The organism is Faecalibacterium sp. Marseille-Q3530, from assembly GCF_017377625.1.
GTDB lineage: Bacteria > Bacillota > Clostridia > Oscillospirales > Ruminococcaceae > Faecalibacterium > Faecalibacterium prausnitzii_E.
In genome coordinates this window covers 22163-47090 of record NZ_JAFREH010000019.1, presented here as the reverse complement: position 1 = coordinate 47090, position 24928 = coordinate 22163, and the positions used below count along the sequence as shown (strand labels likewise).

Annotated in this window: 18 protein-coding genes and 1 tRNA gene; 10 read left to right on the top strand and 9 right to left on the bottom strand. The window is 56.1% G+C overall.

What is annotated here, in order from left to right; translation table 11 throughout:
• Positions 1–181: 181 nt before the first annotated feature.
• A complete protein-coding gene (locus J3350_RS12755) occupies positions 182–2728 on the bottom strand; it encodes a type I restriction-modification system subunit M (RefSeq protein ID WP_207686883.1) in 2547 nt (848 codons plus the stop codon).
• 515 nt (positions 2729–3243) lie between these two features.
• Between J3350_RS12755 and J3350_RS12750 the strand changes: the two genes are divergently transcribed.
• The 4 genes from J3350_RS12750 (at position 3244) to J3350_RS12735 (ending at position 7281) form a co-directional block, all read left to right on the top strand.
• Positions 3244–3927: an alpha/beta hydrolase gene (locus tag J3350_RS12750; protein ID WP_370569327.1), complete on the top strand. Its 684-nt coding sequence runs from the start codon at positions 3244–3246 to the stop codon at positions 3925–3927.
• Positions 3924–4361 carry a DUF188 domain-containing protein gene (locus J3350_RS12745; RefSeq protein WP_055188917.1) on the top strand — a complete coding sequence of 146 codons (438 nt, stop codon included), beginning with the start codon at positions 3924–3926 and terminating at the stop codon, positions 4359–4361. Before J3350_RS12750 ends, J3350_RS12745 begins: the two co-directional genes overlap by 4 nt.
• A gap of 1379 nt (positions 4362–5740) precedes the next feature.
• The gene (locus J3350_RS12740) at positions 5741–6016 is read left to right on the top strand and encodes a helix-turn-helix domain-containing protein (RefSeq protein WP_117530179.1); all 276 of its coding nucleotides are present in this window, start codon (positions 5741–5743) and stop codon (positions 6014–6016) included.
• 65 nt (positions 6017–6081) lie between these two features.
• A complete protein-coding gene (locus J3350_RS12735) occupies positions 6082–7281 on the top strand; it encodes a tyrosine-type recombinase/integrase (RefSeq protein ID WP_370569326.1) in 1200 nt (399 codons plus the stop codon).
• A 108-nt stretch (positions 7282–7389) separates the two neighbouring features.
• Here the strand turns inward: J3350_RS12735 and J3350_RS12730 are convergent.
• Positions 7390–7480: transfer RNA gene (locus tag J3350_RS12730), tRNA-Ser, on the bottom strand.
• A 536-nt stretch (positions 7481–8016) separates the two neighbouring features.
• Here J3350_RS12730 and J3350_RS12725 point away from each other — a divergent pair.
• Both J3350_RS12725 and J3350_RS12720 read left to right on the top strand, forming a co-directional pair.
• Positions 8017–8967 (top strand): L-lactate dehydrogenase, encoded by a 951-nt coding sequence (locus J3350_RS12725; protein WP_097791184.1) that lies wholly within the window; start codon positions 8017–8019, stop codon positions 8965–8967.
• Between the two features lie 205 nt (positions 8968–9172).
• Complete coding sequence (locus J3350_RS12720) at positions 9173–11419, top strand: glycoside hydrolase family 2 protein (RefSeq protein WP_207686881.1); 2247 nt, start codon at positions 9173–9175, stop codon at positions 11417–11419.
• Positions 11420–11645: 226 nt separating this feature from the next.
• Here the strand turns inward: J3350_RS12720 and J3350_RS12715 are convergent, their stop codons facing one another.
• The 3 genes from J3350_RS12715 to J3350_RS12705 all read right to left on the bottom strand — a co-directional run bounded on the left by J3350_RS12715 (position 11646) and on the right by J3350_RS12705 (position 13822).
• Complete coding sequence (locus J3350_RS12715; protein ID WP_207686880.1) at positions 11646–11840, bottom strand: hypothetical protein; 195 nt, start codon at positions 11838–11840, stop codon at positions 11646–11648.
• 50 nt (positions 11841–11890) lie between these two features.
• Positions 11891–12184: a TM2 domain-containing protein gene (locus J3350_RS12710; protein ID WP_097791187.1), complete on the bottom strand. Its 294-nt coding sequence runs from the start codon at positions 12182–12184 to the stop codon at positions 11891–11893.
• A gap of 120 nt (positions 12185–12304) precedes the next feature.
• Positions 12305–13822: an MFS transporter gene (locus J3350_RS12705; protein ID WP_097791188.1), complete on the bottom strand. Its 1518-nt coding sequence runs from the start codon at positions 13820–13822 to the stop codon at positions 12305–12307.
• 402 nt (positions 13823–14224) lie between these two features.
• On the opposite strand from J3350_RS12705, the gene J3350_RS12700 reads away from it, so the two are divergent.
• The 4 genes from J3350_RS12700 to J3350_RS12685 all read left to right on the top strand — a co-directional run bounded on the left by J3350_RS12700 (position 14225) and on the right by J3350_RS12685 (position 20368).
• Positions 14225–16468: a glycoside hydrolase family 3 N-terminal domain-containing protein gene (locus J3350_RS12700; protein WP_207686879.1), complete on the top strand. Its 2244-nt coding sequence runs from the start codon at positions 14225–14227 to the stop codon at positions 16466–16468.
• A gap of 62 nt (positions 16469–16530) precedes the next feature.
• A complete protein-coding gene (locus J3350_RS12695) occupies positions 16531–17907 on the top strand; it encodes an MATE family efflux transporter (protein WP_207686878.1) in 1377 nt (458 codons plus the stop codon).
• A 21-nt stretch (positions 17908–17928) separates the two neighbouring features.
• Entirely contained in the window at positions 17929–18783 is an 855-nt protein-coding gene (locus J3350_RS12690) for an SDR family oxidoreductase (protein WP_207686877.1), read from the top strand.
• 262 nt (positions 18784–19045) lie between these two features.
• Positions 19046–20368: an MATE family efflux transporter gene (locus J3350_RS12685; protein ID WP_097771281.1), complete on the top strand. Its 1323-nt coding sequence runs from the start codon at positions 19046–19048 to the stop codon at positions 20366–20368.
• 251 nt (positions 20369–20619) lie between these two features.
• On the opposite strand, the gene argF is transcribed toward J3350_RS12685, so the two are convergent.
• The 4 genes from argF to argJ all read right to left on the bottom strand — a co-directional run bounded on the left by argF (position 20620) and on the right by argJ (position 24924).
• Positions 20620–21534 carry an ornithine carbamoyltransferase gene (gene argF / locus J3350_RS12680; protein WP_207686876.1) on the bottom strand — a complete coding sequence of 305 codons (915 nt, stop codon included), beginning with the start codon at positions 21532–21534 and terminating at the stop codon, positions 20620–20622.
• A complete protein-coding gene (locus J3350_RS12675) occupies positions 21531–22736 on the bottom strand; it encodes an aspartate aminotransferase family protein (protein WP_207686875.1) in 1206 nt (401 codons plus the stop codon). The genes argF and J3350_RS12675 overlap by 4 nt, the downstream gene beginning before the upstream one ends.
• A gap of 61 nt (positions 22737–22797) precedes the next feature.
• The gene (gene argB / locus J3350_RS12670) at positions 22798–23652 is read right to left on the bottom strand and encodes an acetylglutamate kinase (protein WP_097791195.1); all 855 of its coding nucleotides are present in this window, start codon (positions 23650–23652) and stop codon (positions 22798–22800) included.
• A gap of 42 nt (positions 23653–23694) precedes the next feature.
• Positions 23695–24924, bottom strand: a complete 1230-nt coding sequence (argJ, locus tag J3350_RS12665; RefSeq protein WP_097791196.1) for a bifunctional glutamate N-acetyltransferase/amino-acid acetyltransferase ArgJ — start codon at positions 24922–24924, stop codon at positions 23695–23697.
• Between the last annotated feature and the right edge of the window lie 4 nt (positions 24925–24928).

The following is a 24928-nucleotide window of genomic DNA, read 5'->3' as shown; positions in this document are numbered from 1 at the left end:
TCAAATTTTTCATCTTGCGGGATAAATCCATGCTCGTTTGTTATAGAATAGCTTTCTAGCGGAAGATTGTCTCGATTCTTTTCTCCTGCTGGAAAAGTAATATCAGAGAACTTACGCTGTTCCCAAGGGTCAGTAAAGCCCTTGAACCGGAGGGCAGGTTTCTTCTCGTTATCCTGCATAATCATTCACCTCCCAGCAACTTTTTGAGTTCTGCAATGCCCTGCATGTCAAATTCATTTCCCTGCAAATCGTCCAGCAGCCCCAGCAATTCGTGCTCGGTGCTGGCGATCTGGCTCTCTACGTCCTCAAAAGTGGTTTCATATTTCTTGCAGACGGCATCCAACTGCTTCACAAAATCGTCCAGAACGGCATCCGGCAGACTGTTCAGATTTTCCATCAGGGGCAGGATCCACTTGCGATGCAGCAGGTCACGCACTTCTTCATCGGTCAGGTGCTCGATCACGCTCTTGGTGCGCTGGTGGAGGGCGGCGCTGTCGTCCTTGACCTGCTTTTTCAGGGTCTTTTCCTCGGCAAACAGCGCGTCCACATCCTTCAGAATGCTCATGGTGGCAGGTTCTACCTCCCGCGCTTTGATGGCCTTTTTGACTTCAGCGGCAACAAAGGCGTCCTTTGCGTCATTCACAAAGTTCTGCTCCTTGTCCTCCTCGCTCAGTTCGTCCAGATAGCTTTCATATTCTCCGGCGATTTCGGAGAGTCTGGTTTCCTTTGCCCGCAGCGCTGCTACTTCCTCGTGCATTTTAACGCTCTGCACCAACTCAAAGGGCAGCACATGACCCACCCAGCCGTCCTGTACTTCGGCATCCTTTTTCAGCACCATGTTGGGGTCTACCTGCTTGGTTGCAGCAAAACCCTCGGTCTGGATGATTTCAAGGTCAATGGCGATTTTCTTCCAGTCATCGTCCAAAAGCTGGTATGCTGCATAGCGGTCAACCAGCGGAATCTCTGCCAGCCGTGCAAAGATCTCCCGGCTCAGGCGTTCTTCCTCGCCGGCAGCATTCAGCTGCGTCATGCCGTCGATGAGTGCGGACTTCAAGTAGGCATCAAAGTCACCGAAAGCATTCTGGAAAGCGGTCTTGAACGCCACCACATCCGGGTGGGACAGAACAGCGTTCTTTAAATTGGCCACATTCAGACGGCAATAGGCTTCGTTGTCCGGGCTGAACAGAGCCGCTTTCAAGTGCGGGAATGCTGTCCAGTAGGCAGACAGGTCTTGCAGTTCGGCCTCGGGAATGCCGCCAAACATGGAAGCGTAAATATCCCAGCTCTCAGCCTTTTCCGAGGAATCCACATACCGGGGGATGTTCAGGTTGTAATCATTCTGGATAATCTCTGCGCGGGATACTCTGCGTGCGAACTTTTCGATTTTCTCCGGGCGTTCCTTGTAAGCATCCACAATGCGTTTGATGTCACAGGCACGCAGCTTGTTGTTTTTGCCGTCCTTCTCAAAGCCCTTAGACGCATCAATAATCAGAACGTCCGAATCCTTTTTATTCTTCCGCAGTACCATGATGATGGTGGGAATGCCTGTGCCGAAGAAAATATTGGCGGGCAGACCGATGATTGCATCAATGTTGTTGTGGTCAATCAGATTTTTGCGAATTGTACCTTCTTCACCGCCACGGAATAGAACACCGTGGGGCAGAACGATGGTCACAATGCCGTCATTGCGGATATGATACAGGTCGTGCAGCAAAAAGGCGTAGTCTGCCTTGCCTTTGGGGGCAAGGCCGTAATCCGAAAAGCGCGGGTTGTTCTCTTTGTCGTTCGGATTCCATGCCTGCGAATATGGGGGATTTGATACCACCGCATCCACAAACAGCGGGTCGTAGGTGTTAACCGGGTCGTTTTCTTCAAAGTACGGCCAATCTTCCTCCAGCGTATCGCCGTTGCGCGTTACAATGTTGTCGGGCAGAATGCCGCGCATGACAAGGTTCATGCGGGTCAGGTTGTAGGTGTTTTCCTTCAACTCCTGTGCGTAGTATTTGATGTTGTTGCCATTGCCCATATACCGTGCTGCACACTGACCAATGTTGATCAGCAGAGAGCCGGAACCGCTAGTGGGGTCGTAAATTTTGATCTCTTCCCGGTCTTTCAGGTGGTACGCCACGATTTCAGACATGAGCAGCGAAACTTCGTGCGGCGTGTAGAACTCGCCGGCCTTCTTGCCTGCGTTTGCTGCAAAGTTGCTGATCAGATATTCGTAGATAAAGCCGAGAACATCGTAATCCTGCTTGCCGTCCATGGGAATATCTTTGATGAGATAGATCAGGTCGCGAATGGCCTTTGTCCGCGCACCGGAGCTTTCACCCAGTTTGGACAGGCCGGTTTGCAGCGTAGCAAAGACACCGTCAAACACCTTTTTGTGGTGCGGGTCGATCAGTCGACTGAATGCCTGCAATGCCACCGTTACGTCGTCAGCCTTGAAGTCGTTGCCTTTGCTGATCCATGTGGAAAACAGATTTTCATAGGCGATAAAATAGCCGACATTCTTCCGAACGGTATCCAGCGTTTCGACATCGTCTTCGGTCAAATCCGGCAGATATTCGTCTGTCCAGTCATTCTCTTTCAGCCATTTGACTTCTTTGTCCGACAGAAATTTATAAAACATGAAGCCCAGAATGTAATCCTTGTACTCGTTGGCTTCGATTTTAGAGCGCATCTTGTTGGCAGATTCCCAGATTTTCGATGCGAGTTGCTGCTTGTTCATGCTATTCCTCCCAGTGGCCTGCAATAGCGCATTTTTAGATTTTTTAATCGGACAGCCCCTCCGATTTTATGCGTGTGTTCATTGAACCAATTATACAAAAGTGCCACCCGGTTTGCAATGCGAATGAAAAGTTTCTCAATCGCATTCGCAGAGCCATAACCATGGCGAGCAGAGCCTTTGTGCGCACAAAGGCTAAATTCGCACGCAGAATTAAAATTCTGCTGTGTTCATTCGCTTGTTGGGATGCAATCCCAATCCCTGTAATCATCACAATTCCGTGATGGCTGCGCATTCCTGCGGTGTGCTGAAAGAGCGTTTTGCAAAAAACGCGTAGCCTGCATCCATCGGATGTAGTTCAAGGGTTTGGGATTTCCCAACAAGCATTTTGCAACGCAAAATGGTCTTTGTATATACGAAGACACTGCTTGCTACGGCTATGAACGCCTTTTGAATTGCAAAATGATTTTTCAGTTGCTATACTGGGCTTATCAAAGTTTTTTCGGGAGGACGTCGCAGTGACCGCACAGACAATGCAAATCGGGAGCAGACCTTGCCGCATTTACGGCGAAGCCCATGCGGAATACCTGCTGCTCCAAATGACCGGCGAACATGAGTTGCAGCGCATGGACAGCGAGGTTGCCGCTATTGCACAGAGTGCGCACCACTTTCTGTTTGCGGCTATTCCAGTGGAAAGCTGGAACGATGCACTTTCTCCGTGGGAAGCCCCTGCTGTGTGGGGAACGCAAGGGTTTGGCGGCAATGCTATGGACACCCTGCGCTTTCTGATAGAACAGGTCATCCCCACGCTGAAGCGGCAGTTTCATCTCCCGGAAAACGTCAAAATCATTCTGGGCGGCTATTCACTGGCCGGGCTGTTTGCGTTGTGGGCATCCACCCAGACTGATCTGTTCTATGGTGTCGCCGCCGCATCCCCCTCTGTTTGGTTTCCGGGCTGGATGGAGTTTGAACAGCAGCATTTGATACAGGCACAGCACATTTATCTGAGCCTTGGCGACAAGGAAGAGCGCACGAAAAACGCTGTCATGGCTGCGGTGGGGGATAATATCCGCACCCTGCACAGTCGGCTTGCAGAGCGTGGCGCAGACTGCACCCTTGAATGGAACAGCGGCGGGCATTTCAAAGACGCTGACCTGCGCACTGCGAAAGCCTTTCGGTGGGTGATGGAGGAACACGCATGACCATTTTGATCGATGCAGATGGCTGTCCGGTTGTCGATTTGACATTGCAGATTGCAAAGCAGTTCGGCGTTCCTGTCATCATCCTGTGCGACACCTCGCACCAGATCGAACGTGAGGGTGCACAGACGATGGTATTCGACAAGGGTATCGACAGCGTAGACTTTGCGCTGGTCAACCGGGTCAAACCGGGGGATGTGGTCGTAACACAGGACTACGGGCTGGCGAGTATGTGCCTTGCCAAGTGCGCCCGGGTGCTGAACCAGAATGGTCTGGAATACACCGCCGACAACATAGACGCTCTCATGCTGCGGCGGTATGAAAACAAAAAGCTCCTCCGTGCCGGAAAGCACCCCAAGGGGAGCCCAAAGCGGACGAAGGAGCAGGATGTCAGGTTTGCGGACACGCTTGAGAAGATCTTGAACTGCAACCATTGATACATACTTTTGGAAGGCTGGAGAAATCCAGTCTTCTTTTTTCATAAGTGCCAATTGTGACTTTTTTGTTAACTTTCAAAGATGTGGTTGTATTTTGGCCTTTCAACTGGGTTCGTATATGAAGGCTTCTTTTTTTGGCGAATATCGATTCGAGAGATTACATCTTGGTTACAAGTTATAAATTGTGGGTGCAGAATGGCCTTTTTCGTCGGCTACCAATTAGGGGGATGATTTTTCAAAAGCCCTAAATTCCGAAGATTTTCTATAAAAAGCGGCTCCATGAAAACAGAACAGTTCAATCGTCCGGTACTTCACAAAAGGTACTTCTGTAACTCGCAGCCCGGTCATAACGAAGACGGGGTTGCTGAAATGCCAATGAAGCGGTGCAAGCCCGCTGCTGGACGATTCCCCACCCCTAGGGTGCCGAGGGCGAATATGGGAGACCTATATCATATTGACGCAGATGGACTGTAAGCCTATCTGCGACGCGAGAGTTGAAACTACTGTCAGCTCTCTTTACATTGCCACCTATCCGCAGGTGACACACTTTTTGACGCTATGAAGGATTCTTCTGGCTAGTATCAATTTGAACGATTACATCTTGGTTACAGATTGTAAGTGGTGGGTGCAGAATAGCCCTTTTCGTGGGCTCGTATATAGAGGGGTATTTCTTCGGAGTATCTTCTTTCACGAAGGTTTGCTTGTACTCGTATGATTATTATGACAATTCCGTTTAATAGCAGACGCACGATTTGCAAATGCAAATTGTGACTTTTTTGTTAATTTTCAAAAGCATTGCTACGTTTTGGCCTTTTTCGTCGGCTACCTATTGAGGGCATCTTTTTTCAAGACCACTTTCAACTTCAGGCACCGCCATTGTTGCAAAGTTTCGCCCTCCATCGGTTACCCCATGGACCGACGTTATTTTAACCAAGAAGCTACTTCGGCTATATTTTCCAAGAACTTTTTAACAAATTTCTTTTTCAGGTTACTTTTTGGCCTTTCTCGATGCCTACCAATTAGAGGGACAATTTTTCGGAAGCCTTAAATTTCGAAGATTTTCTATAAAACTCTGTTCTTTGAAAACAGAATAGTTCAATCGTCCGGTACTTCACAAAAGGTACTTCTGTAACTCGCAGCCCGGTCATAACGAAGACGGGGTGGCTGAAATGCCAATGGTGCGGTGCAAGCCCGCTGCTGGACGATTCCCCACTCCTAGGGTGCCGAGGGCGAATATGGGAGACCTTAACATATTTTTCGGGAAGTCAGCATGTTAGCCGGCTTCTCTTACATATCGCTTTTATCCTCAAGCTTTATCTAAGCTTTTTCAAATTATCAGTTTTCACGGCATGATCATCTGCCATATCCAAGGAGGGTCTATGAAGTTTAACGATGCCTATTCCCAGATGTTTCCCGGCTACCCCGATGCCGTCAGCCTTCAGCAGGCTGCGGAGATGCTTGGTCTGAACCGCCATACAGTTGGGGAACTGATCCGTTCCCGCCGCCTGTTTGCGCTTAAAATCGGCCGCACCTATCGTATCCCGAAGCTGAGTGTGATCGAGTTCCTGCTCACCGGGCAGAGCACCTTCCCGGCTGGAAATCCGCCGCTGGATGTGGTATGCTGTGGGTGCAGCAACGGACAGCACGCCTGTTGACCCAAAGGAGGTTTATGATGAAAACTACAGGGTCTGTCCAAGAGAAAAATGGACGTTTCTATTTCGTGATCAATCTTTATGATGCCAACGGCAAGCGGAAGATCAAGTGGATCTCCACAGGTCTAACCGTCCGGGGCAACAAGCGCAAGGCGGAATCCATGCTCCGGGAAGTATTGCTCCGCTATGATGAGACCGGGGAGCTGCCCACAGGGCGGGGCGGAGCCTACGAAAAAGTAGATACTAAAACCACCAAGCCTCTGCCGCAACCCCTCCAACCCGTCAGCAAGTCGGAGATGCTGTTTCTGGACTATCTCAACGAGTGGGTGCAAGTCCATAAAGCATCCATCCAGCCTGCAACCTTTATCAGCTACAATCGGATGATCACCGGGCGCATCACGCAGTATTTTGAGCCGCTGGGCTTGAAGCTGTGCGAGGTCACGCCGCAGGTGCTGGATGAGTTTCAGGAGAAGATCTTGCTGGAGGGCTACACCACCAACACGGTCATTCACTACCACGCCATCTTCGGTAAAGCGTTCAAGGATGCCGTCCGCAAGGACTATCTGGAAACCAACCCGATGCTGAAAGTTGACCGCCCGAAGAAGAACAGCTTCCGGCCCAACTTCTACTCCAAGGATGAAGTCCAGCAGCTGCTGGAAGTATCGCAGGATGACCCCCTGCACCTGTGCATCCTCATTACAGCCTACTACGGTCTGCGCCGCAGCGAGGTACTGGGGTTGAAGTGGTCGTCTATCGACTTTGAGCGCAAGTCCATCACCATCAATCACAAGGTGACGGAACAGTTGGTGAACGGCAAGTACGTTCCTGTGGTCAGCGATGTGATGAAGAACAAGACCAGCTGCCGCACCCTGCCGCTGATCCCGGCTGTGGAAGAAGAACTTCTGAAGCAGAAGGAAAAGCAGCAGCTTTACCGCAAGCTGTTCAAGAAGAGCTACAGCACTGAGTATCTGGATTTCGTCTGCACCGATCAGGAAGGCAAGCTGATCCGCCCGAACTTCGTGACGGAGCACTTTGATTGGCTGCTGACCAAGTACGGGCTGAAGCACATCCGTTTTCACGACCTGCGCCATAGCTGCGCCAGCCTGATGGTGATGAACGGCGTATCCATGAAGCAGGTTCAGGAATGGCTGGGGCACAGCACCTTTTCTACCACCGCTGACATCTACGCACATCTCGATTACAAGAGCAAACAGGGGTCTGCTGGGGTCATTGCGAACCTTTTGGGAGAATCCAAACTCCCCAAATAATTATGGATTTATCGTTCATGTATAAAGCATACTGTGATGAGGCAAAAACGATCTTTCTCTGCTTGATGCAAAAGAAAAAGTCGCAGATTCGTTTGAATCTGCGACTTCTGGCGGAGATGGTGGGATTCGAACCCACGTGCCCGGTTAAGGACAAAACGATTTCGAGTCGTTCTCGTTACGACCGCTTCGATACATCTCCAAGTATATTTTCATGGCCGATTTACGATTTGTATATCGCAAATCGGCCTTGAAACTTGGAACAGTTGCTGTTAGAATATTGTTAGAAAACGCATCGTTCAGACAGGCTTTGAAGCCTGTCAGGACATCAAAATTGACGTTTCCTCGTGTGATATGGAGACATCCGGCGAAGCATCCACTTGGATTTCGAGTCGTTCTCGTTACGACCGCTTCGATACATCTCCCTATTCCCTTCGCGCTCCAGAGCGGCGGGCAGAAGCTGTCAAAGCCGCTTGATAGCCCTATTATTATAACAAAGTTCCCGCTTTCCGTCAACTGGTTTTCTTCTGCGTCTGCCGGGTATATTTTCAAGGGCTGTGCGGCATCCTGTGAAAAAGCAGCGGCGTCGTTGCGCCTGCACTTGACAGATGCCGTGATTTCTGGTAATGTATCCAAGCTTGGCAAAAGTTTAACGATTTAGCCCGGCAGCTTCTCCCGGCGGGAGAGGTTTTGGAATGAATGGAGCCGCCGTGGGCGGCAGAAGAGGGAAAGCAACCTATGAACAACGTCAATTTACGCAAGATCGCCGTCATCGGCTGCGGCTTCGTCGGCTCGGCGTCCGCCTTTGCGCTGATGCAGAGCAAGCTGTTCTCGGAGATCGTCCTGATCGACGCAGACCACGCCAAGGCCGAGGGCGAAGCCATGGACATCAGCCACGGCATCCCCTTTGTGGGCAACATGAAGATCTATGCCGGCACCTACGATGACATCGTGGATGCCGCCATCATCGTTATCACGGCAGGCGCAGGCCAGAAGCCCGGCGAGACCCGGCTGGACCTCGTGCACAAGAACCTGAACATCTTCAAGAGCATCATCCCGGAGATCGCCAAGCGGGAATGCCGCGGCATCCTGCTGGTGGTGGCGAACCCGGTGGACATCCTGACCTATGCCGCCATCAAGCTGTCCGGCTTCCCGGAGCAACGGGTCATCGGCTCCGGCACCGTGCTGGACACCGCCCGCCTGAAGTATCAGCTGGGCGAGCACCTGTCCGTGGACAGCAAGAGCGTCCACGCCTTCATCATCGGCGAGCACGGCGACAGCGAGATCGCGGCCTGGAGCAGCGCCAACGTCTCCGGCATCGCGCTGGACGATTTCTGCGAGATGCGCGGCCACTACAATCACGACCAGTCGCAGGAGAACATCGCGGAGAAGGTCAAGAACAGCGCCTACGAGATCATTGAGAAGAAGCGCGCCACCTACTACGGCGTCGCAATGGCCGTCAAGCGCATCTGCGAGGTCATCATCCGGGACGAGAAGTCCATCCTGCCCATCTCCTCGATGATGCACGGCGACTTCGGCGTGGACAATGTCGTTCTGAGCATGCCCGCCGTTGTGGGTGCCGACGGCCTCGAAGAGCTGGTCCCCATCGCACTGAGCGAGAAGGAATCCGCCGACCTCCGGAAGTCCGCAGACACCCTGCGCGGCATCCTGGACGAATGCGGGATCTGATGCAAGCCTGAAAACGGCTCCGGCAGCTGCCGGGGCCGTTTTCTTCTGCACAAAAGCGGGCCGGTCGTTGGAATTTTCACAAAATATTACTATTTTGACGCGATTTTGTACAAACGTTCCGGAGACTTCCTGTGATATACTAATCTCACAACGAGGTCTGCACCGCAGACCCACACAGAGAAAAAACTGAGAAGGAGTCGTATCAATGAGAGAGATCATTTCCTTGAACGAAAACTGGACCCTGTCCTTCCCCAAGGGCGACCATGTGACGGAGCAGGTCAACCTGCCCCACACCTGGAACGCTGTGGACGGCAACGACGGCAACGGCAGCTACCTGCGCACCACCGGCGTTTACACCCGCACCTTCGAGCAGCCCAAGCAGCCCCGTGAGGGCGGCCGCACCTATGTTGAGGTGCTCGCTGCTGCGCTGAACGCCACCGTGAAGGTCAACGGTACGGTCGCCACCACCCACGAGGGCGGCTTCTCCATCTTCCGTGCCGATGTCACCGATCTGTGCCACGAGGGTGAGAACGAGCTGACCATCGAGGTCTCCAACGAGGACACCCCGTCCATGTACCCCGCTTCCGCCGACTTCACCTTCTACGGCGGTCTGTACCGCGGCGTCAACCTGATCAGTGTGCCCAATGCACACTTTGATCTGGACTACTACGGCGGCCCCGGCATCATGGTCACCCCGGTCCCCACGGAGGACGGCGGTGCAAACTTCACCATCAAGAGCTTCGTCACCAACCCCGCTGACGACCTGACCGTTCTGTACAGCATCGAGGACTGCTTCGGCCGCGAAGTCGCTTCCGCTGTCCGCGGCTCCGCCGAGACCGAAGTCACCATCTACGTGCCCGATGCACAGCTGTGGAGCATGGACGAGCCCAATCTGTACACCGTCACTGCGACCCTGCAGCGCAACAACGAGGCCGTCGATGAGATCTACGCCAACGTCGGTGTCCGTTCCTTCAAGGTCACGCCCAACGAAGGCTTCTCCATCAACGGTGTGCCCACCCCGCTGCGCGGCGTTTCCCGCCATCAGGACCGCGTGTTCGAGGGCAACGCGCTGACCCCCGAAGAGCACTATGAGGACGCTATGCTCATCAAGGAGCTGGGCGCCAACACCATCCGTCTGGCACACTATCAGCACAGCCAGGACTTCTACGATGCCTGCGACGAGATCGGTTTCGCCGTCTGGGCTGAGATCCCCTTCATCAGCGTCTTCAAGAAGGGCGAGGGCGCACACACCCACGTCATGGAGGAGATGAAGGAGCTCATCATCCAGAACTACAACCACCCCTCCATCATGTTCTGGGGCATCTCCAACGAGATCCTGATCGGCGGCATCTCTCAGGAGCTGGTGGACACCCACCACGATCTGGAGAAGCTCTGCAAGGAGCTTGACCCGACCCGCCTGACCACCATTGCACACGTTTCTCACACCCCCGTGGACGGCCCCATGCACCACATCACCGACCTGGAGAGCTACAACCACTACTTCGGCTGGTACGGCGGCAAGATGGAGCAGAACGGCCCCTGGCTGGACAAGTTCCACGCCGACCACCCCGACATCTGCATCGGCGTTTCCGAGTACGGCTGCGAGGGCATCATCAACTGGCACAGCAACACGCCGGAGTGCAAGGACTACACCGAGGAGTATCAGGCACTGTACCACGAGCACATGGCACAGGTCTTCGAGGACCGTCCCTGGGTGTGGGCTTCCCACGTCTGGAACATGTTCGACTTCGGCTGCGCTGCCCGTCATGAGGGCGGCGTGAGCGGCCGCAACAACAAGGGCCTCATCACCATGGACCGCAAGACCAAGAAGGACAGCTATTTTGTCTATCAGGCTTACTGGACCCAGACCCCGATGGTCCACATCGCTGGCCGCCGCCACGCACAGCGCGCAGGCGAGACCACCGAGATCAAGGTCTACTCCAACCAGGATACCGTCGTTCTGTACGTCAACGGCAAGGAAGTCGGCCAGCAGACCGCGCACCGCGTCTTCAAGTTCGACGTTGCTCTGAACGAAGGCTTCAACACCATCCTGGCTGTGGCCGGCGATGTGAAGGATTCCATCACCCTGGAGAAGGTCGCCGAGGAGCCCGCTTACTACACCCTGCCGGAGTTCAACGAGCGCCAGGAGGGCGTTGCCAACTGGTTCAAGCAGGTCGGCAGCCTGGATCTGGACCTCAAGGCTCCCATGGAGTTCCCGGAAGGCTACTACAGCATCAAGGACAACATGGAAGAAGTCTCCAAGTGCCCCGAAGCTTTCGCCCTCGTTGCCAAGGTCGTGAAGCTGACCACCAACTTTGATGTGAAGCCCGGCTCCGGCATGTGGGATATGCTGAAGACCATGTCCCCGGAGAATCTGGGCAACGTCATGGCTCTGCCCGATGGCTTCCTGGAAAGCCTGAACGCACAGCTCATCAAGATCAAGAAGGTCTGAGCGTTCCCGGATAGGACCCAAAGTTAAAGCCCCATAAAACCGCCCCGGCAGATGCTGTGCAGCACCTGCCGGGGCATTTTGTCGTCCTGTTCAGAGGCTCCTGAGAGGGGAGGCCGCAACACCAAAAGCCCGCAGCGAAAGCTGCGGGCTTTTGGTGTTTCTTCGAAAAGAAAGGAGGTAAATGAGATGAATGAATAGAGGGAAATGTCGTAGAAAGTTCAGCCGCTCAGCGCTTTTTCTTGTGCTGAGCGCGGGGCTTTGCCGAGGCGGCAGAGGTCTTGGTGCTGCCGCTGGAACGCCGCTGATGAAGATACTTAGCCACCGAGGGCGCAACGATCGCAAGGATAGCCAGAATCACGATGACCTGCAGATCAGGCAGCTCATGATTGGTATTGAACAGGGTCTGCAAAACGTTGCTCATAGCACTGTACCTTTCCGGTCCCGGCGGAACCGCTCAGAAGAGGTGGGGCGTCACAGCCAGATGCTGCCGTTCTCGTCCGGCTTCATGGGGGCCGCGATGACAGCATCCACGATGGTCATGGCTGCCGAAAAGCCGGTCCAGAAGGTGGCCAGATACAGCACCCCCAAAACCGGGCGCTTGGCGTAGAACTGGTGCGCCCCAAAGGCCCCCAGAATGCAAAGGCGGAGATACTTTTTCCGGTTTACCTCATGGCGCTGGCGGTTTTCCTTCCAATAGAAATAATGTTCGATGGAATTCCAGATAAAACCGTGGTCGGGGTCTTTTGTCCATTGGGTATTTGCCATTGTCGTACCTCTGTCTTTGTCTCATAAAATCGGGAAAGCCGCCCACTGTGCACGTAGCCGGTGAGCGGTCTTTCCCATGGGATGTAGTTTCCGCAGAATCAGAAAGCGTGGCAGCTTGGATTATGCGTTTTCAGCCATTGCCTTCATCTTGATGGCAGCGACCTCGTCCTGGATCTCAGCCATCTTCTCCTTGGTCAGGGGATAGAACTTCATGGCGATCAGGTTGCACAGCAGGCCGATCATGATGACGCCGCTGTAGCAGAAGGCGCAGCCGATGCGGAGCTTCATGGTAGCCACGTCGCCCTCAACGGGGTTGTGGTCAGCGAAGCCGCAGATGGTGAACATGACACCGGCGATCATGGGAGCGAAGGAGGAGACCAGCTTATCGACGAAGCTGAACAGGGTGCCCATCAGGCCGGGAACGTACTTGCCGGAGCGATAGACCTCGTAGTCGGCGCAGTCCGCAGTCATGGGGATGACGATGTTGCCGGAGATGCCCTGGAAGCCTGCGTAAGCAACGCTCAGCAGGACATGGAGGATCAGGAAGTAGCCCCAGTTCAGGGTGCCCTTAGCGGGGTCAGAGGTCATGGTGGTGGGGTCGCCCAGCAGCCACAGGGCGATGGTCAGAGCGTTGATGACCAGACCGCCGACGGAGCCGATGATCATGGCCTTGCGCTGGCCGAACTTGGTAGCCACCAGAGAGATGGCCAGGAAGGTGACGATGACGCTGGGGATGGTGGTCAGAGCGGTCACGTTGCCCTGCAGAACGGTAGAACCGGCGATGCAGGCGAACATCGCAACGGAGACAGCGCTGGTACGGGCAGAGGAGCCCAGCTTATCGGTAGATGCGGACAGGACCAGCATCTGGATGGCGCGGTTGTTCTTCAGGGTATCCCAGTAATCCTTCAGGCCGACCTTGACCGGCTTGCCGGTGCCAAAGAACTCCGGACGGTCCTTCGGGGCGATGGCGATGACAGCCAGCAGGGTGAAGATACCGGAAACAATGGCGGTCATGACCCACAGGCTGTGGAAGAACTGGGTGGAAGCATAGCCGCCGACATCCTTGTAGCTGTTTGCCATATTCGCAAACACAACCGCCAGACCAGCGAACAGAACGGTGTTGAACACGCCGTCGAAGGAAGCGAACATGGGGCGCTGCTTGGGGTCATTGGTCATGCAGGACTGTGCAGACTTGGTAACGACGCACTGGCAGGTGTAGCCCAGATAGTAGATCATCAGGACCACAACGTAGAAGGGGAAGCGGACTGCCTGCGGCAGCTGGTGGGTGACGTGGAACAGGATGAAGCTGGTCACGGCCAGAATGATATTGCCGATGACGATGAACGGGCGGTTCTTACCGAACTTGCCGTTGGTCTTATCGACCATGAAGCCCACGAACGGGTCGGTGACACCGTCCCAGATACGCATGATCATGCTCAGGGAAGAGGCCAGCATCATGCCGACGCCGACCCAGCCCATCAGGTAGTAGGTAGCGTAACCCATCATCATCATGTACAGGTTGGTAGCCGTGTTGTTCAGTGCAAAGCATGCGATGCGCCACAGCGGAACGCGGTGGATGCCGTTGTGCTCGTAGTCTTTGTCGTAGTACTTATCCGGCAGACTTCTCGTTTTTGCCATTTCGTTTTCTCTCCTTAATTTGTAAACAAGGCGTTCTCCGTTTTTGCCCCGTTTGAAAACCGCACCTGCCACTGTGCGGCACATCGGGACTTTATGTCCTTATTATGAACGATATTTTGAAATTCTGTTAGTAATATTTTGAGGTAAAACAGGACGATTTTACTATTTTGAAGCAATTTTCACAACTTTCCAAAAACCTATTGGTCAAATTGTACATATCATTGATATACTAGTACAGCACATTGCCAGTTTTCTCCGCCTGCATGGACCTGCATGGAAAAGAATATTAGGAAAGTGCGGATTTTTCCAAAAATTTTTCTAATCCCTTTCTGGGGTCTGCCATTATAATATAGGTATCACGAACCCCACCGCAGACGGCGTAAAATAAAAAGGAGAAATCACATGGCAACGAAAGCATCCCAGCGCGTCCAGCGCTATGTCAACGCAAACGGCCCCACCATCGGCACGGTGGAGCGCCGGGTCATCGAACAGGATGGCCTCTATTTCAAGGATATCGACGGCACCGGCACCGTCAGCGCCGTCAACGACTGGCGCCTTGCCCCGGAAGAGCGCGCCAAAGCCTATGTCCAGACCCTGACCACCAGCGAGAAGATCGGCCAGCTGTTCACCTCTGACTGGCGGATGGGCCCCAAGTACCCCTCGCCCCGTCTGGCTGCCAACGGCCACAAGCCCGTGGGCGATGACTCCGGCCTGCTGGATGAGGCACCGGTGGACGTTTCCGACAGCATCTTCGGCCATCAGGCGCTGCCCAGCACCTCCGACATGGTCAAAAAGTGCTTCAACCGCCACGTCATCCTGCGCGAGAACCCCACCCCCGAAGATCTGGCCGACTATCTGAACCAGCTGCAATACCTGACCGAGACCTGTGAGCACTTCGTGCCCATGCAGGTCATGTCCAACAGCCGCAACGAGAACGGCGAGGTCGTCTTCGGCATGAACGATGCCGCCGGTGTCTTCGCCACCTGGCCCGGCACTCTGGGCATCGCAGCGGCCGTCAAGGGCACCGCCCGCATCGACATCATCGACAAGTTCGCCGACACCATCCGCCGCGAGTGGAACGCCTGCGGCCTGAAGAAGGGCTACATGTACATGGCCGACTGCGTCACCGACCCTCGTTGGCAGCGCACCTTCGGCACCTTCGGCGAGGACCCGGAGCTGATCGAGGAGATCTTCGACCACCTCATCCCCGGCATCCAGGGCGGCAGCAACGGCGTCACCCCGGACGGCGTGTCCGTGACCGTGAAGCACTTCCCCGGCGGCGGTGCCCGTGAGAACGGCTTCGACCCCCACTATGCAGCCGGTCAGTGGAACATCTACGCCACCCCCGGTTCCTTGCAGAAGTATCACATCCCGACCTTCCGTGCGGCCATCCGCCACAACGCCGAGTCCATCATGCCCTACTACTCCAAGCCGTCCGCTGAGAAGAGCGCCCCGCAGGAGGACTTCGAGGGCAACCCCATCGCGCTGAATCCCTATGGCTTCGCTTACAACAAGGTCTTCATCGACGGGATGCTCCGCAGCCAGATGGGCTTCAAGGGCTACATCAACTCCGACACCGGCATCGTCCACAACATGTGCTGGGGCGTCGATATGCTGGATGAGCCGGAGCGCATCGGCTACGCCGTCACCCAGAGCGGCGTGGACCTGATCTCCGGTCTGCTGGACAATGCGTTCGGCGAGGAGAGCTACGCCCGCGCTACCAACGGCTACTACGACACCCACGAGGTACCCGCAGGCTTCCGGAAGGAAGACCTTGTCCTGACCGACGAGAGCCTGAACCGCGCCGTCCGCCGCACCCTGACCGAGCTGTTCCGTCAGGGCATGTTCGAAGATCCCTATGCAGACCCCCGGAAGGCTGCCGAGGTCGTGGCCACCAAGGCCGACTGGGAAGAGGCCAGCCGCGTCCACCGCGAGAGCGTCGTCCTGCTGAAAAACGACGGCACCCTGCCCCTGAAGGACGGCTGCAAGGTCTACGCCGAGGCCTTCGGCAAGAGCGCCGAGGCCGGCGAAGCTGCCACCAAGGCCCTGCGCGAGATGCTGGGCAATGTCACGCTGGTGGCCGACCCCGCCGAGGCCGATATTGCCCTGCTGATGGTCAGCCCGCAGTCCGGTGCATACTTCAATGCAACGCCGGGCTATCTGGAGCTGGACATCTGCGAAGGCAAGACCGTCTGCAACGTGGATGAAAGCGGCAAGCCCACCGCCGAGACCCATCAGGAGACCACGCTGGTCGGTGCCAGCCGCATCCCCGGCATCGCCGAGGCGGTCCACGCACACGGCGGCAAGGTCGTTTCCAACATCAACTGCCCGCTGGCCTGGGAAGTCGGCAGCATCGAAAAAGTCTCCGATGCGCTGACCGTCGGCTTCGATACCTACCCCTCCGCAACGCTGGATGTCCTGTTCGGCCGCTTTGCCCCGGTCGGCAAGCTGCCGCTGACCCTGCCCAAGGGCGACGAAGTGCTGGCCGTCAATGCAGACGGCGTCTGCATCAGCCCCAACGATGTGCCCGGCTACGCCAAGGATGCCTACATGCCCGACTGCATGAAGGACGAAAATGGCAAGGCTTACGCTTACCGTGACGCCGCCGGCAATTACTATGAGTTGAATTTCGGCCTGTCGTATTAAAATATGCGGTGGTCCGCACCCCCTTCGGGTGCTGGCCGCCCTTTTCATGCAAGGAGAAACCAATGGCACAAACACAGAAAAAACAAGGAGATATGGGCACCGGCAGCGTCAAAAAGCTGCTGCTCCAGCTGATGATCCCGGCCGTGGTGGCCCAGATCGTCAACCTGCTGTATAACATCGTGGACCGTATCTACATCGGCCACATCCCCGGCATCGGCGCAGCCGCGCTGACCGGTGTGGGCCTGTTCACCCCCATCCTGATGCTGCTGAACGCCTTTGCGATGCTCATCGGTGCCGGTGGTGCGCCCCGCACCGCCATCGCCATGGGCCAGGGCGACAAAGACCAGGCGGAAAAGATCGTCAGCAACAGCTTCACCATGCTGCTGATCTTCTCGGTGCTGCTGACCGTCGTGTTCTACGCCGCCGCACCGGCCCTGCTGCGGATGTTCGGTGCCAGCGACGCCACCCTGCCCTATGCGCTGGCGTACAGCCGCATCTACATCCTCGGCTCGGTCTGCGTCCTCATCGTGCTGGGCATGAACCCCTTCATCACCGCACAGGGCTTTGCCAAGATCAGTATGCTGACCACCGTCATCGGTGCGGTCATCAACATCGTGCTCGACCCCATCCTCATCTTCCTCTTTGGTCTGGGGGTGCGGGGTGCAGCCATCGCCACCGTGCTCAGCCAGGCTGTGGGTGCCATCTGGATCATCCGCTTCCTCACCGGCCCCAAGACCACCCTCCGGCTGAAGAAAGAGTACCTCAAGCCCGAAGGGAAGATCGTGCTGCCCGTCCTGGCGCTGGGCATCTCCACCTTCGTCATGATGTCCACCGAGAGCCTGCTCTCGATCAGCTTCAGCTCCAGCCTGGCCCGCTACGGCGGCGACGTGGCCGTGGGCGCAATGACGGTCATCACCAGCGTTTCCCAGCTGGCCAGTATGCCGGTCTCCGGCGTCTGCCAGGGCGGCCAGCCGGTGATGAGCTTCAACTTCGGTGCAGGCAAGAAAGAGCGCGTCAAGGAGGCCTTCCGCTTCCAGCTTCTGGTCTGCTTCGGCTACACAGCCATCTTCTGGGTGCTGATGATGCTGGTGCCCGGTGTGGTGGCCGGCATCTTCACCTCGGATGCCACTCTGATCGAATACACCACCTGGGCCATGCGCATCTACATGGCTGGCATCTTCTCGCTGGGCATCCAGATCGCCTGCCAGCAGAGCTTTATGGCGCTGGGTCAGGCCAAGGTCAGCCTGCTGCTGGCCTGCCTGCGCAAGCTGATTTTGCTCATCCCCCTCATCTTCATCCTGCCGCATGTGGTCGCAGACCCGGTGTTCGGCGTCTTCCTGGCCGAGCCGGTCAGCGACATCATCGCCGCCACCGTCACCGCCGCTACCTTCTTCTCCCGGTTCGATAAGATCCTGGACAGGGGCGCGGGCAAAGTTTAAGCAACGAAGAGGAGATCTGTTATGGAAAAGAAAGTTCTGAACACCGACCTCACCGGCAAGGTGGCCGTTGTCACCGGTGCCAGCGGCACCCTGTGCTCCATCTTCGCCAAAGCGCTGGCGCGGGCCGGTGCAAAGGTCGCCCTGCTGGGCCGCAACATGGAAAAGCTCAAGGAGCTGGCTGACGCGATCGAGGCCGAGGGCGGCGTAGCCCGCGGCTATACCTGCAACGTCATGAACAAGGCCAACTGCCTGCAGGTGGCCGAAGACGTGCTGGCAGACCTCGGCCCCTGCGACATCCTCGTAAATGGTGCCGGCGGCAACAACGCCCGCGCCAACACCGACAAGGAATACTTCGAGATGGGCGACCTTGACACCGACACCGTGACCTTCTTCGACCTTGACGAGAGCGGCGTGGAGATGGTGTTCAACCTGAACTTCATCGGCACCCTGCTGCCGACCCAGGCTTTCGCCCGCCAGATGGTGGGCCGTGAGGGCTGCAACATCCTGAACATTTCCAGCATGAACGCCTATCTGCCCCTGACCAAGATCCCGGCCTACTCCGGCTCCAAGGCCGCCGTGACCAACTTCACCCAGTGGCTGGCCGTCCACTTCAGCAAGGTGGGCATCCGGGTCAACGCCATTGCGCCGGGCTTCTTCGCCAGTGAGCAGAACGCAAAGCTGCTCTACAACGAGGACGGCACCCCCACCGCCCGCACCGGCAAGATCCTTGCCGCCACCCCGATGGGCCGCTTCGGTGACAGCAAAAAAGACCTCGTCGGCGCACTGCTGTTCCTGCTGAACAACGACGCCGCCGGATTCATCACCGGCATCTGCCTGCCCGTAGACGGCGGCTTCTCCGCCTATTCGGGCGTGTAAGACTCTGTAAACGCCTGTCCGGATCGGTTCCGGCTGCCCGGCCAGGCCGAAAAATCATCAAGTCCCATGTCTGCACCGTCACGGTGTCGGCATGGGACTTTTTCATATCCGAAGCGCATCCACCGCTGGCAAGGTGCCGCGCACTGGACTTTATACCAGAAGGGTGCATTTCGGGCAAATTCTCATATATATGAGTGGTCATTCGACCGCGCGTGTGGTATACTCGGCTTAGTTCAACAAATCGGAATTTATGGAGGAAAACATGCAAGGTGAAAGAAAAACGTTGACACAACTATCTGTGCCAATATGTCTGGAAACTTTATTTTATATGCTTTCAGGTATGGTTGATACACTGATGTTATCATCAGTAAGCGACCAGGCTGTTGGGGCTGTCGGAACAGCAAATACATATATAGGTGTTTTTATCATTATGTTCGGGGTAATATCATCTGGTATGGTAGCGGTGATGTCACAGAATATCGGGGCTGGAAGACCTGGAATTGCATATCAGGCGAGACAGCTTGGACTTGTATTTAATGCACTGACAGGTATCTTGATATCTGTTGTTCTTGCTGTCTTTTCAGGAGGGATACTGAGGGCAGTGAGTATTGCTCCTGCTTTGCTTGAATCAGCTGAAACATATCTTAAAATTGTTGGAGGCGCAAGCTTTTTAAATGCGCTTATTCCTATTTTTTCCAGCTATTTAAGAGTATTTGGATATACAAAACATTCCTTGATAGGGACAGTTGTCGGTAATGTAATTAATATTATACTGAATTCAGTATTCCTGTTTGTGTTTCACTGGGGAGTCATGGGAGTTGCTACTGCAACAGTTATTTCAAAAGCTGTGAATCTTATTATTGTAGCGGCAATGGGGGCTGTACTTATAAAAGCAAAGCAGAGCCCTGAACGTGAACAACCACGAAGGATACTTGCACAGATTGTTAAGATTGGGTTTCCTTCTGCATTTGAGACAGCACTTTATAATGTAGCAATGACATTTATAGTGCGTTTTATGAACCAGATGGATACGGATGGAATGAATGTTACAGCTCGTTCGTATGCTATGCAGATAGCCAATTTCTCATATTGTGTGGGGGCAGCACTTGCACAGGCAAATGCTATTATGACTGGCTGGAGAATCGGGGCAAAGAAGTATGAGGAATGTGACAGGGGTACACGGAAAGCTGTGATATATGGTCTTGTAACAGCAACGTGCTTTTCTGTGACATTTGCAATGACCGGACGTTTTATCGTTCATATATTTACGGATGATACACAGATGATTGAGCTTGTAGTAAAATTGTTGATAGTAGATATATTCCTTGAATTTGGAAGAGTGACAAATCTTGTATATGGACAGGCATTAAAAACAAGTGGAGATGCTATTTTTCCAGTTATAATTGGTGCAATATTTATGTATCTGTTTGCAGTTGGTGGAACATATTTTCTTGGAATACACATGGGACTTCTGGCGGTAGGAGCATATATTGCCATGGCGGGTGATGAGTGCGCTAGAGCAATTGGAATGGTGCTTAGATGGAAGAGTGGAAAATGGAAAAGTAAGAGCCTGATAGAATTGTAGATTTGATGTTAAATTCAAGAATACATGATATGGCAAAAGAACTTGGGAAAACATGTATTTACAACTTCCAGTTTGTCGCACTTGTTTCCGGCAGGACAGGAATTTTTAAGAATTGAAACGTTGTAACCGCAGGACGCTCCCTGCTCTTACAAACAGCAGAAAACCAGAACGGCGCAGCTGATCCAGCTGACAGTTCTGGTTTTCTTTCTATCCGTTCAAACGGCTGTTTTATGAAGCCTGTATGTTCCCGCTTATTGGTTCGCCAGAAGGATGGCCAGAACGGCTTTCTGGACGTGGAGGCGGTTCTCGGCTTCGGTGAAGATCTCGTCGGCGTGCTGTTCAAAGACCGCCGTGGAGATCTCCTCGCCGCGGTGGGCGGGCAGGCAGTGGAGAAGCATCGCGTCGGGCTTTGCTCCGCTCAGCAGGCCGCTCGTGACCTGAAAGCCTGCGAAATCACGCAGGCGGCGTTCGCTCTCCGGTGTGCCGGGGGCGGTGTTCCAGGCCGCCGTCACGACCACGTCGGCGTCCTTCACGCCCTCGGCGGGGTCGGTGAGGAGATGGAACTTCGGGCCATACTTGTGGGCAAACATCAGCACATCGGCAGCGGGGCGGTAGCCCTGCGGGCAGACGCAGCTGACGGTCATCCCGGCCAGCAGACCGCCCACGATGAGGCTGTTCGCCATGCTGCATCCATCGCCGATGAAGCAGAGCTTCTGGTCTTCCAGTGCGCCGCGGCGCTCCCGAATGGTCATCAGGTCGGCCAGCACCTGGCAGGGGTGGGCATAGTCGGTCAGGCCGTTGATGACCGGGACCCCGGCCAGCTCGGCGAACTCTTCAAGGTCGCACTGGCGGTAGGTGCGCCAGACCACACAGTCGTAGTAGCGGCCCAGCACACGGGCGGTATCCTTGAGCGGCTCACCCCGGCCGGATTGCAGCTCGGTGGCGGCGTTCATGTAGTTGCCAAGGCCCCCCAGCTGGTACACGCCCACCTCAAAGCTGGTGCGGGTGCGGGTGGAGTTTTTGGAGAACATCAGCGCCACGCTCCTGCCGTGCAGCAGCGGTGCCGTGCCTCCGGCCTTCTGCTCCGCCTTGAGCCGGTCGGCCACATCGAGGATGTGGTGCAGCTCTTCGGGGGAGAGGTCGCTCAGTTTCAGCAGATGTTTCATGCCTGTTCCTCCGGAGACTTCTGCGCCATCTCGCTCAGCACTTCGTTCAGGATGGCCAGTGCCTTCTCGACATCATGTGCCGTCAGGGTCAGGGGCGGCAGCAGGCGCAGGCGGGTCTTGGCCGTCAGCACCAGCAGGCCCTTTTCGCGGCAGGCGGCGAGGACATCCGCCGCCCGGACATCGCCGAAAAATTCGATGCCCACCATCAGGCCGATGCCGGACAGGCTCTTGACCATGGGGAGCTTTGCCAGGCCGGTGCGCAGCTGGACGGCGCGCTCATTGACGTTCGCCAAAAAGCCGTTGTCCATCCGGTCCACGACCACATTGGCACCGGCGCAGACCACCGGGTTGCCGCCGAAGGTGGAGCCGTGGGTGCCTGCACCCATCCCGGCCGCGACCTTTTCGTTCATCAGCACGGCACCGATGGGCAGGCCGCCGCCCAGACCCTTGGCCAGGGTGACGACATCCGGCTTGAGGTTGTAGTGCTCACAGCACAGGAAGGTGCCGGTGCGGCCCACGCCGGTCTGCACTTCGTCCACGATGAGGACCAGGTCCCTGTCATCGCAGAGCTTGCGGACGGCCTGCACGTATTCCGGCTCCAGCGCCACGACACCGCCCTCGCCCTGCACCAGCTCCAGCATCACGGCGCAGGTGTGGCGGTCCACCAGCTCGGTCAGGGCTTCGAGGTCGCCCGCCGGGACGTACTGGAAGCCCTCGTTGAAGGGACCGAAGTAGTTGTGGAACACCTCCTGTCCGGTGGCGGTCAGGGTAGCGATGGTGCGGCCATGGAAGCTGTTGACCAGCGTGATGACCACATCACGGTCCTTGCCGTAGTGGTCGAAGCTGTATTTGCGGGCCGCCTTGATGGCACCCTCATTGGCCTCGGCACCGGAGTTGCCAAAGAAGACCTTGCTCATGCCGGTGCGCTTGCACAGCTTTTTGGCCAGCTTGCCGCAGGGGGCCGTGTAGTAGAGGTTGGATGTGTGCTGCAGCTTGTGGGCCTGCTCGGAAACGGCCTCGGCCCAGTCTACATCACAATAGCCCAGACTGTTGACGCCGATGCCGCTGGTGAAGTCCAGATACTTCTGGCCTTCGGGGCCTTCGGCATACAGGCCGTGGCCCTTTTCCAGCGCAATGGGATTGCGGTTGTAGGTATGCAGGACATAGTCGTTGTCCCGCTTGATGACTTTTTCGGAATCCATAAGTTTGCCCTCCTAGCCCGTTTTCTTTCATTATAAAGCAGATGAGGATGCGAAGCAACCCTTATTCCTGATGGCTCCGGCGGTAGAAGCGGGTGCCGGAACCGCGGTTGGAGAACAGCTCCAGCAGGATGGAGTGGGGGACACGGCCATCAATGATGACGGCCTCGTGGACGCCCTGATAGATGGCATCGGCCATGCCGCCGATCTTGGGGATCATGCCGCCCGCGATGACTCCAGCGGCCTTGTAGCCCTCGATCTCGGAGACTTCCACTTCGGGGATGAGGGTGGATTCGTCGTCCTTATCCCGCAGCAGGCCCGCGATATCGGTCATGGAGACGAGCTTTTCGGCCTTGAGCGCAATGGCGATCTGGGCGGCAGCGGTGTCGGCGTTGACATTGTATGCCTGGCCGAGGTCGTCCATGCCGACCGTCGCGATGACCGGGATGTAGCCGCCGTTCAGCAGGTTTTCGATCAGGGTCGGGTCCACATGGATGATCTCGCCCACATGGCCCAGCTGGGGGTCCAGCTCGGTGCAGCGGAGCATCTGGCCGTCCATGCCGCACAGGCCGACGCCGCGGCCGCGCAGCTTTGCCACGAGGTCCTTGTTCACCTTGCCGGCCAGCACCTGCTGGACGATCTCCATGGTGGCGTCGTCGGTCACGCGCAGACCGTTGGCAAAATGGCTCTCCACACCGACCTTTTTCAGCATTTCGTTGATGGCCGGGCCGCCGCCGTGGACCAGCACCACCCGCACGCCCAGCAGCGTCAGGGTGACAAGGTCGTTCATGACGGCGTTCTTCAGCGTCTCGTTGATCATGGCGTTGCCGCCGTATTTGATGACCATGGTCTTGCCGTGGTACTTCTGGATATAAGGGGTCGCCTCCGAAAACAGGAGGGCCATTTCTTCGTTCTTCATACGTTTCCTCTTCCCGCTCGATGCTCTGTTTCGAACCGCTTCTCAGGTGCGGTAATCGCCGTTGATCTTGACGTAATCATAGGTCAGGTCACAGCCCCAGGCCTTTGCACTGGCGTCGCCGGTGCCCATGTCCACCTTGACGAGGACATCGTGCTCGGCCAGCACTTTGGCGGCCTCGTCCTCGCTGTAGGGGTGGTAGGCTGCGTTCTCGCAAACGTAGACCTCCCCGGCGGCACTGGACAGCCAGACGCAGACCTTGTCGATGGAGAAGTCGCCGGGGGTGTAGCCGATGGCGCAGAGGATGCGGCCCCAGTTGGCATCGCGGCCAAAGACCGCCGCCTTGAACAGGTTGGAGCAGACCACGCTGCGGGAGACGGCGCGGGCCGTCTTCAGGTCGGGCGCATGGGTGACTTCGCAGGTGATGAGGTGGGTCGCGCCCTCGCCGTCACCGGCGTGTTCAGCACACATGTGCTCGGCAATGGCCGTCAGCGCTGCCACAAAGGCCTCGTAATCGGCGTTCTCCTCGGTGATCTCCGGGTTGCCCGCAAGGCCCGATGCCAGGATGATGAGGGTGTCGTTCGTCGAAGTGTCGAGGTCCACGCTCATCTGGTTGTAGGTGCCGGGCACGACAGTCTTCAGCGCCTTTTCGAGCAGGGCGGGGGAGACGGCGGCGTCGGTGGTGTAGAAGGCCAGCATCGTCGCCATATTGGGGGCGATCATGCCGCTGCCCTTGCCGATGGCACCCACGGTGCAGGTCTTGCCGCCCAGCTCGAACTGGATGGCGTACTCTTTTTTGTGGGTGTCGGTGGTCATGATGGCAGTCGCCGCATCGGTGCTGCCCTGCCCGGTTGCGGCCAGCTTGGCCGCTGCGGCGGGGATGCCGCGGGCAAACGGGTCGATGACCATAGGCTGGCCGATGACGCCGGTGGAGGCGGGCAGAACATCCTCAGCGGGGATGTCCAGCGCCTTGCCCACCAGCGCACAGCACTCTTCGGCCAGTGCCACACCGTTGGCGGCGCAGGTGTTGGCGTTGCCGCTGTTGACAAGGATGGCCTGTGCATAGCCGTCCTTCAGGTGGGCACGGTCCACCTTGATGGGCGCACCGCAGACCTTGTTGGTGGTGTAGACACCGGCGGCCGCGCAGCGGACTTCTGCTTTGATGAGCGCCAGATCGTATTTTTCGTTGTGGTTGGCCCGGATGCCGCAATGGACACCGGCCGCTGCAAATCCTCTGGGCGCACAGATGCCGCCCGATACTTCCTTGTAAGACATATCG

What these genes read in the sequence shown, in the direction of transcription:
- J3350_RS12755 (WP_207686883.1), bottom strand. Translation starts at nt 2,728, where the DNA reads ATGAACAAGCAGCAACTCGCATCGAAAATCTGGGAATCTGCCAACAAG.
- J3350_RS12745 (WP_055188917.1), top strand. Translation starts at nt 3,924, where the DNA reads ATGACCATTTTGATCGATGCAGATGGCTGTCCGGTTGTCGATTTGACA.
- J3350_RS12740 (WP_117530179.1), top strand. Translation starts at nt 5,741, where the DNA reads ATGAAGTTTAACGATGCCTATTCCCAGATGTTTCCCGGCTACCCCGAT.
- J3350_RS12725 (WP_097791184.1), top strand. Translation starts at nt 8,017, where the DNA reads ATGAACAACGTCAATTTACGCAAGATCGCCGTCATCGGCTGCGGCTTC.
- J3350_RS12720 (WP_207686881.1), top strand. Translation starts at nt 9,173, where the DNA reads ATGAGAGAGATCATTTCCTTGAACGAAAACTGGACCCTGTCCTTCCCC.
- J3350_RS12715 (WP_207686880.1), bottom strand. Translation starts at nt 11,840, where the DNA reads ATGAGCAACGTTTTGCAGACCCTGTTCAATACCAATCATGAGCTGCCT.
- J3350_RS12710 (WP_097791187.1), bottom strand. Translation starts at nt 12,184, where the DNA reads ATGGCAAATACCCAATGGACAAAAGACCCCGACCACGGTTTTATCTGG.
- J3350_RS12705 (WP_097791188.1), bottom strand. Translation starts at nt 13,822, where the DNA reads ATGGCAAAAACGAGAAGTCTGCCGGATAAGTACTACGACAAAGACTAC.
- J3350_RS12700 (WP_207686879.1), top strand. Translation starts at nt 14,225, where the DNA reads ATGGCAACGAAAGCATCCCAGCGCGTCCAGCGCTATGTCAACGCAAAC.
- J3350_RS12695 (WP_207686878.1), top strand. Translation starts at nt 16,531, where the DNA reads ATGGCACAAACACAGAAAAAACAAGGAGATATGGGCACCGGCAGCGTC.
- J3350_RS12690 (WP_207686877.1), top strand. Translation starts at nt 17,929, where the DNA reads ATGGAAAAGAAAGTTCTGAACACCGACCTCACCGGCAAGGTGGCCGTT.
- J3350_RS12685 (WP_097771281.1), top strand. Translation starts at nt 19,046, where the DNA reads ATGCAAGGTGAAAGAAAAACGTTGACACAACTATCTGTGCCAATATGT.
- argF (WP_207686876.1), bottom strand. Translation starts at nt 21,534, where the DNA reads ATGAAACATCTGCTGAAACTGAGCGACCTCTCCCCCGAAGAGCTGCAC.
- J3350_RS12675 (WP_207686875.1), bottom strand. Translation starts at nt 22,736, where the DNA reads ATGGATTCCGAAAAAGTCATCAAGCGGGACAACGACTATGTCCTGCAT.
- argB (WP_097791195.1), bottom strand. Translation starts at nt 23,652, where the DNA reads ATGAAGAACGAAGAAATGGCCCTCCTGTTTTCGGAGGCGACCCCTTAT.
- argJ (WP_097791196.1), bottom strand. Translation starts at nt 24,924, where the DNA reads ATGTCTTACAAGGAAGTATCGGGCGGCATCTGTGCGCCCAGAGGATTT.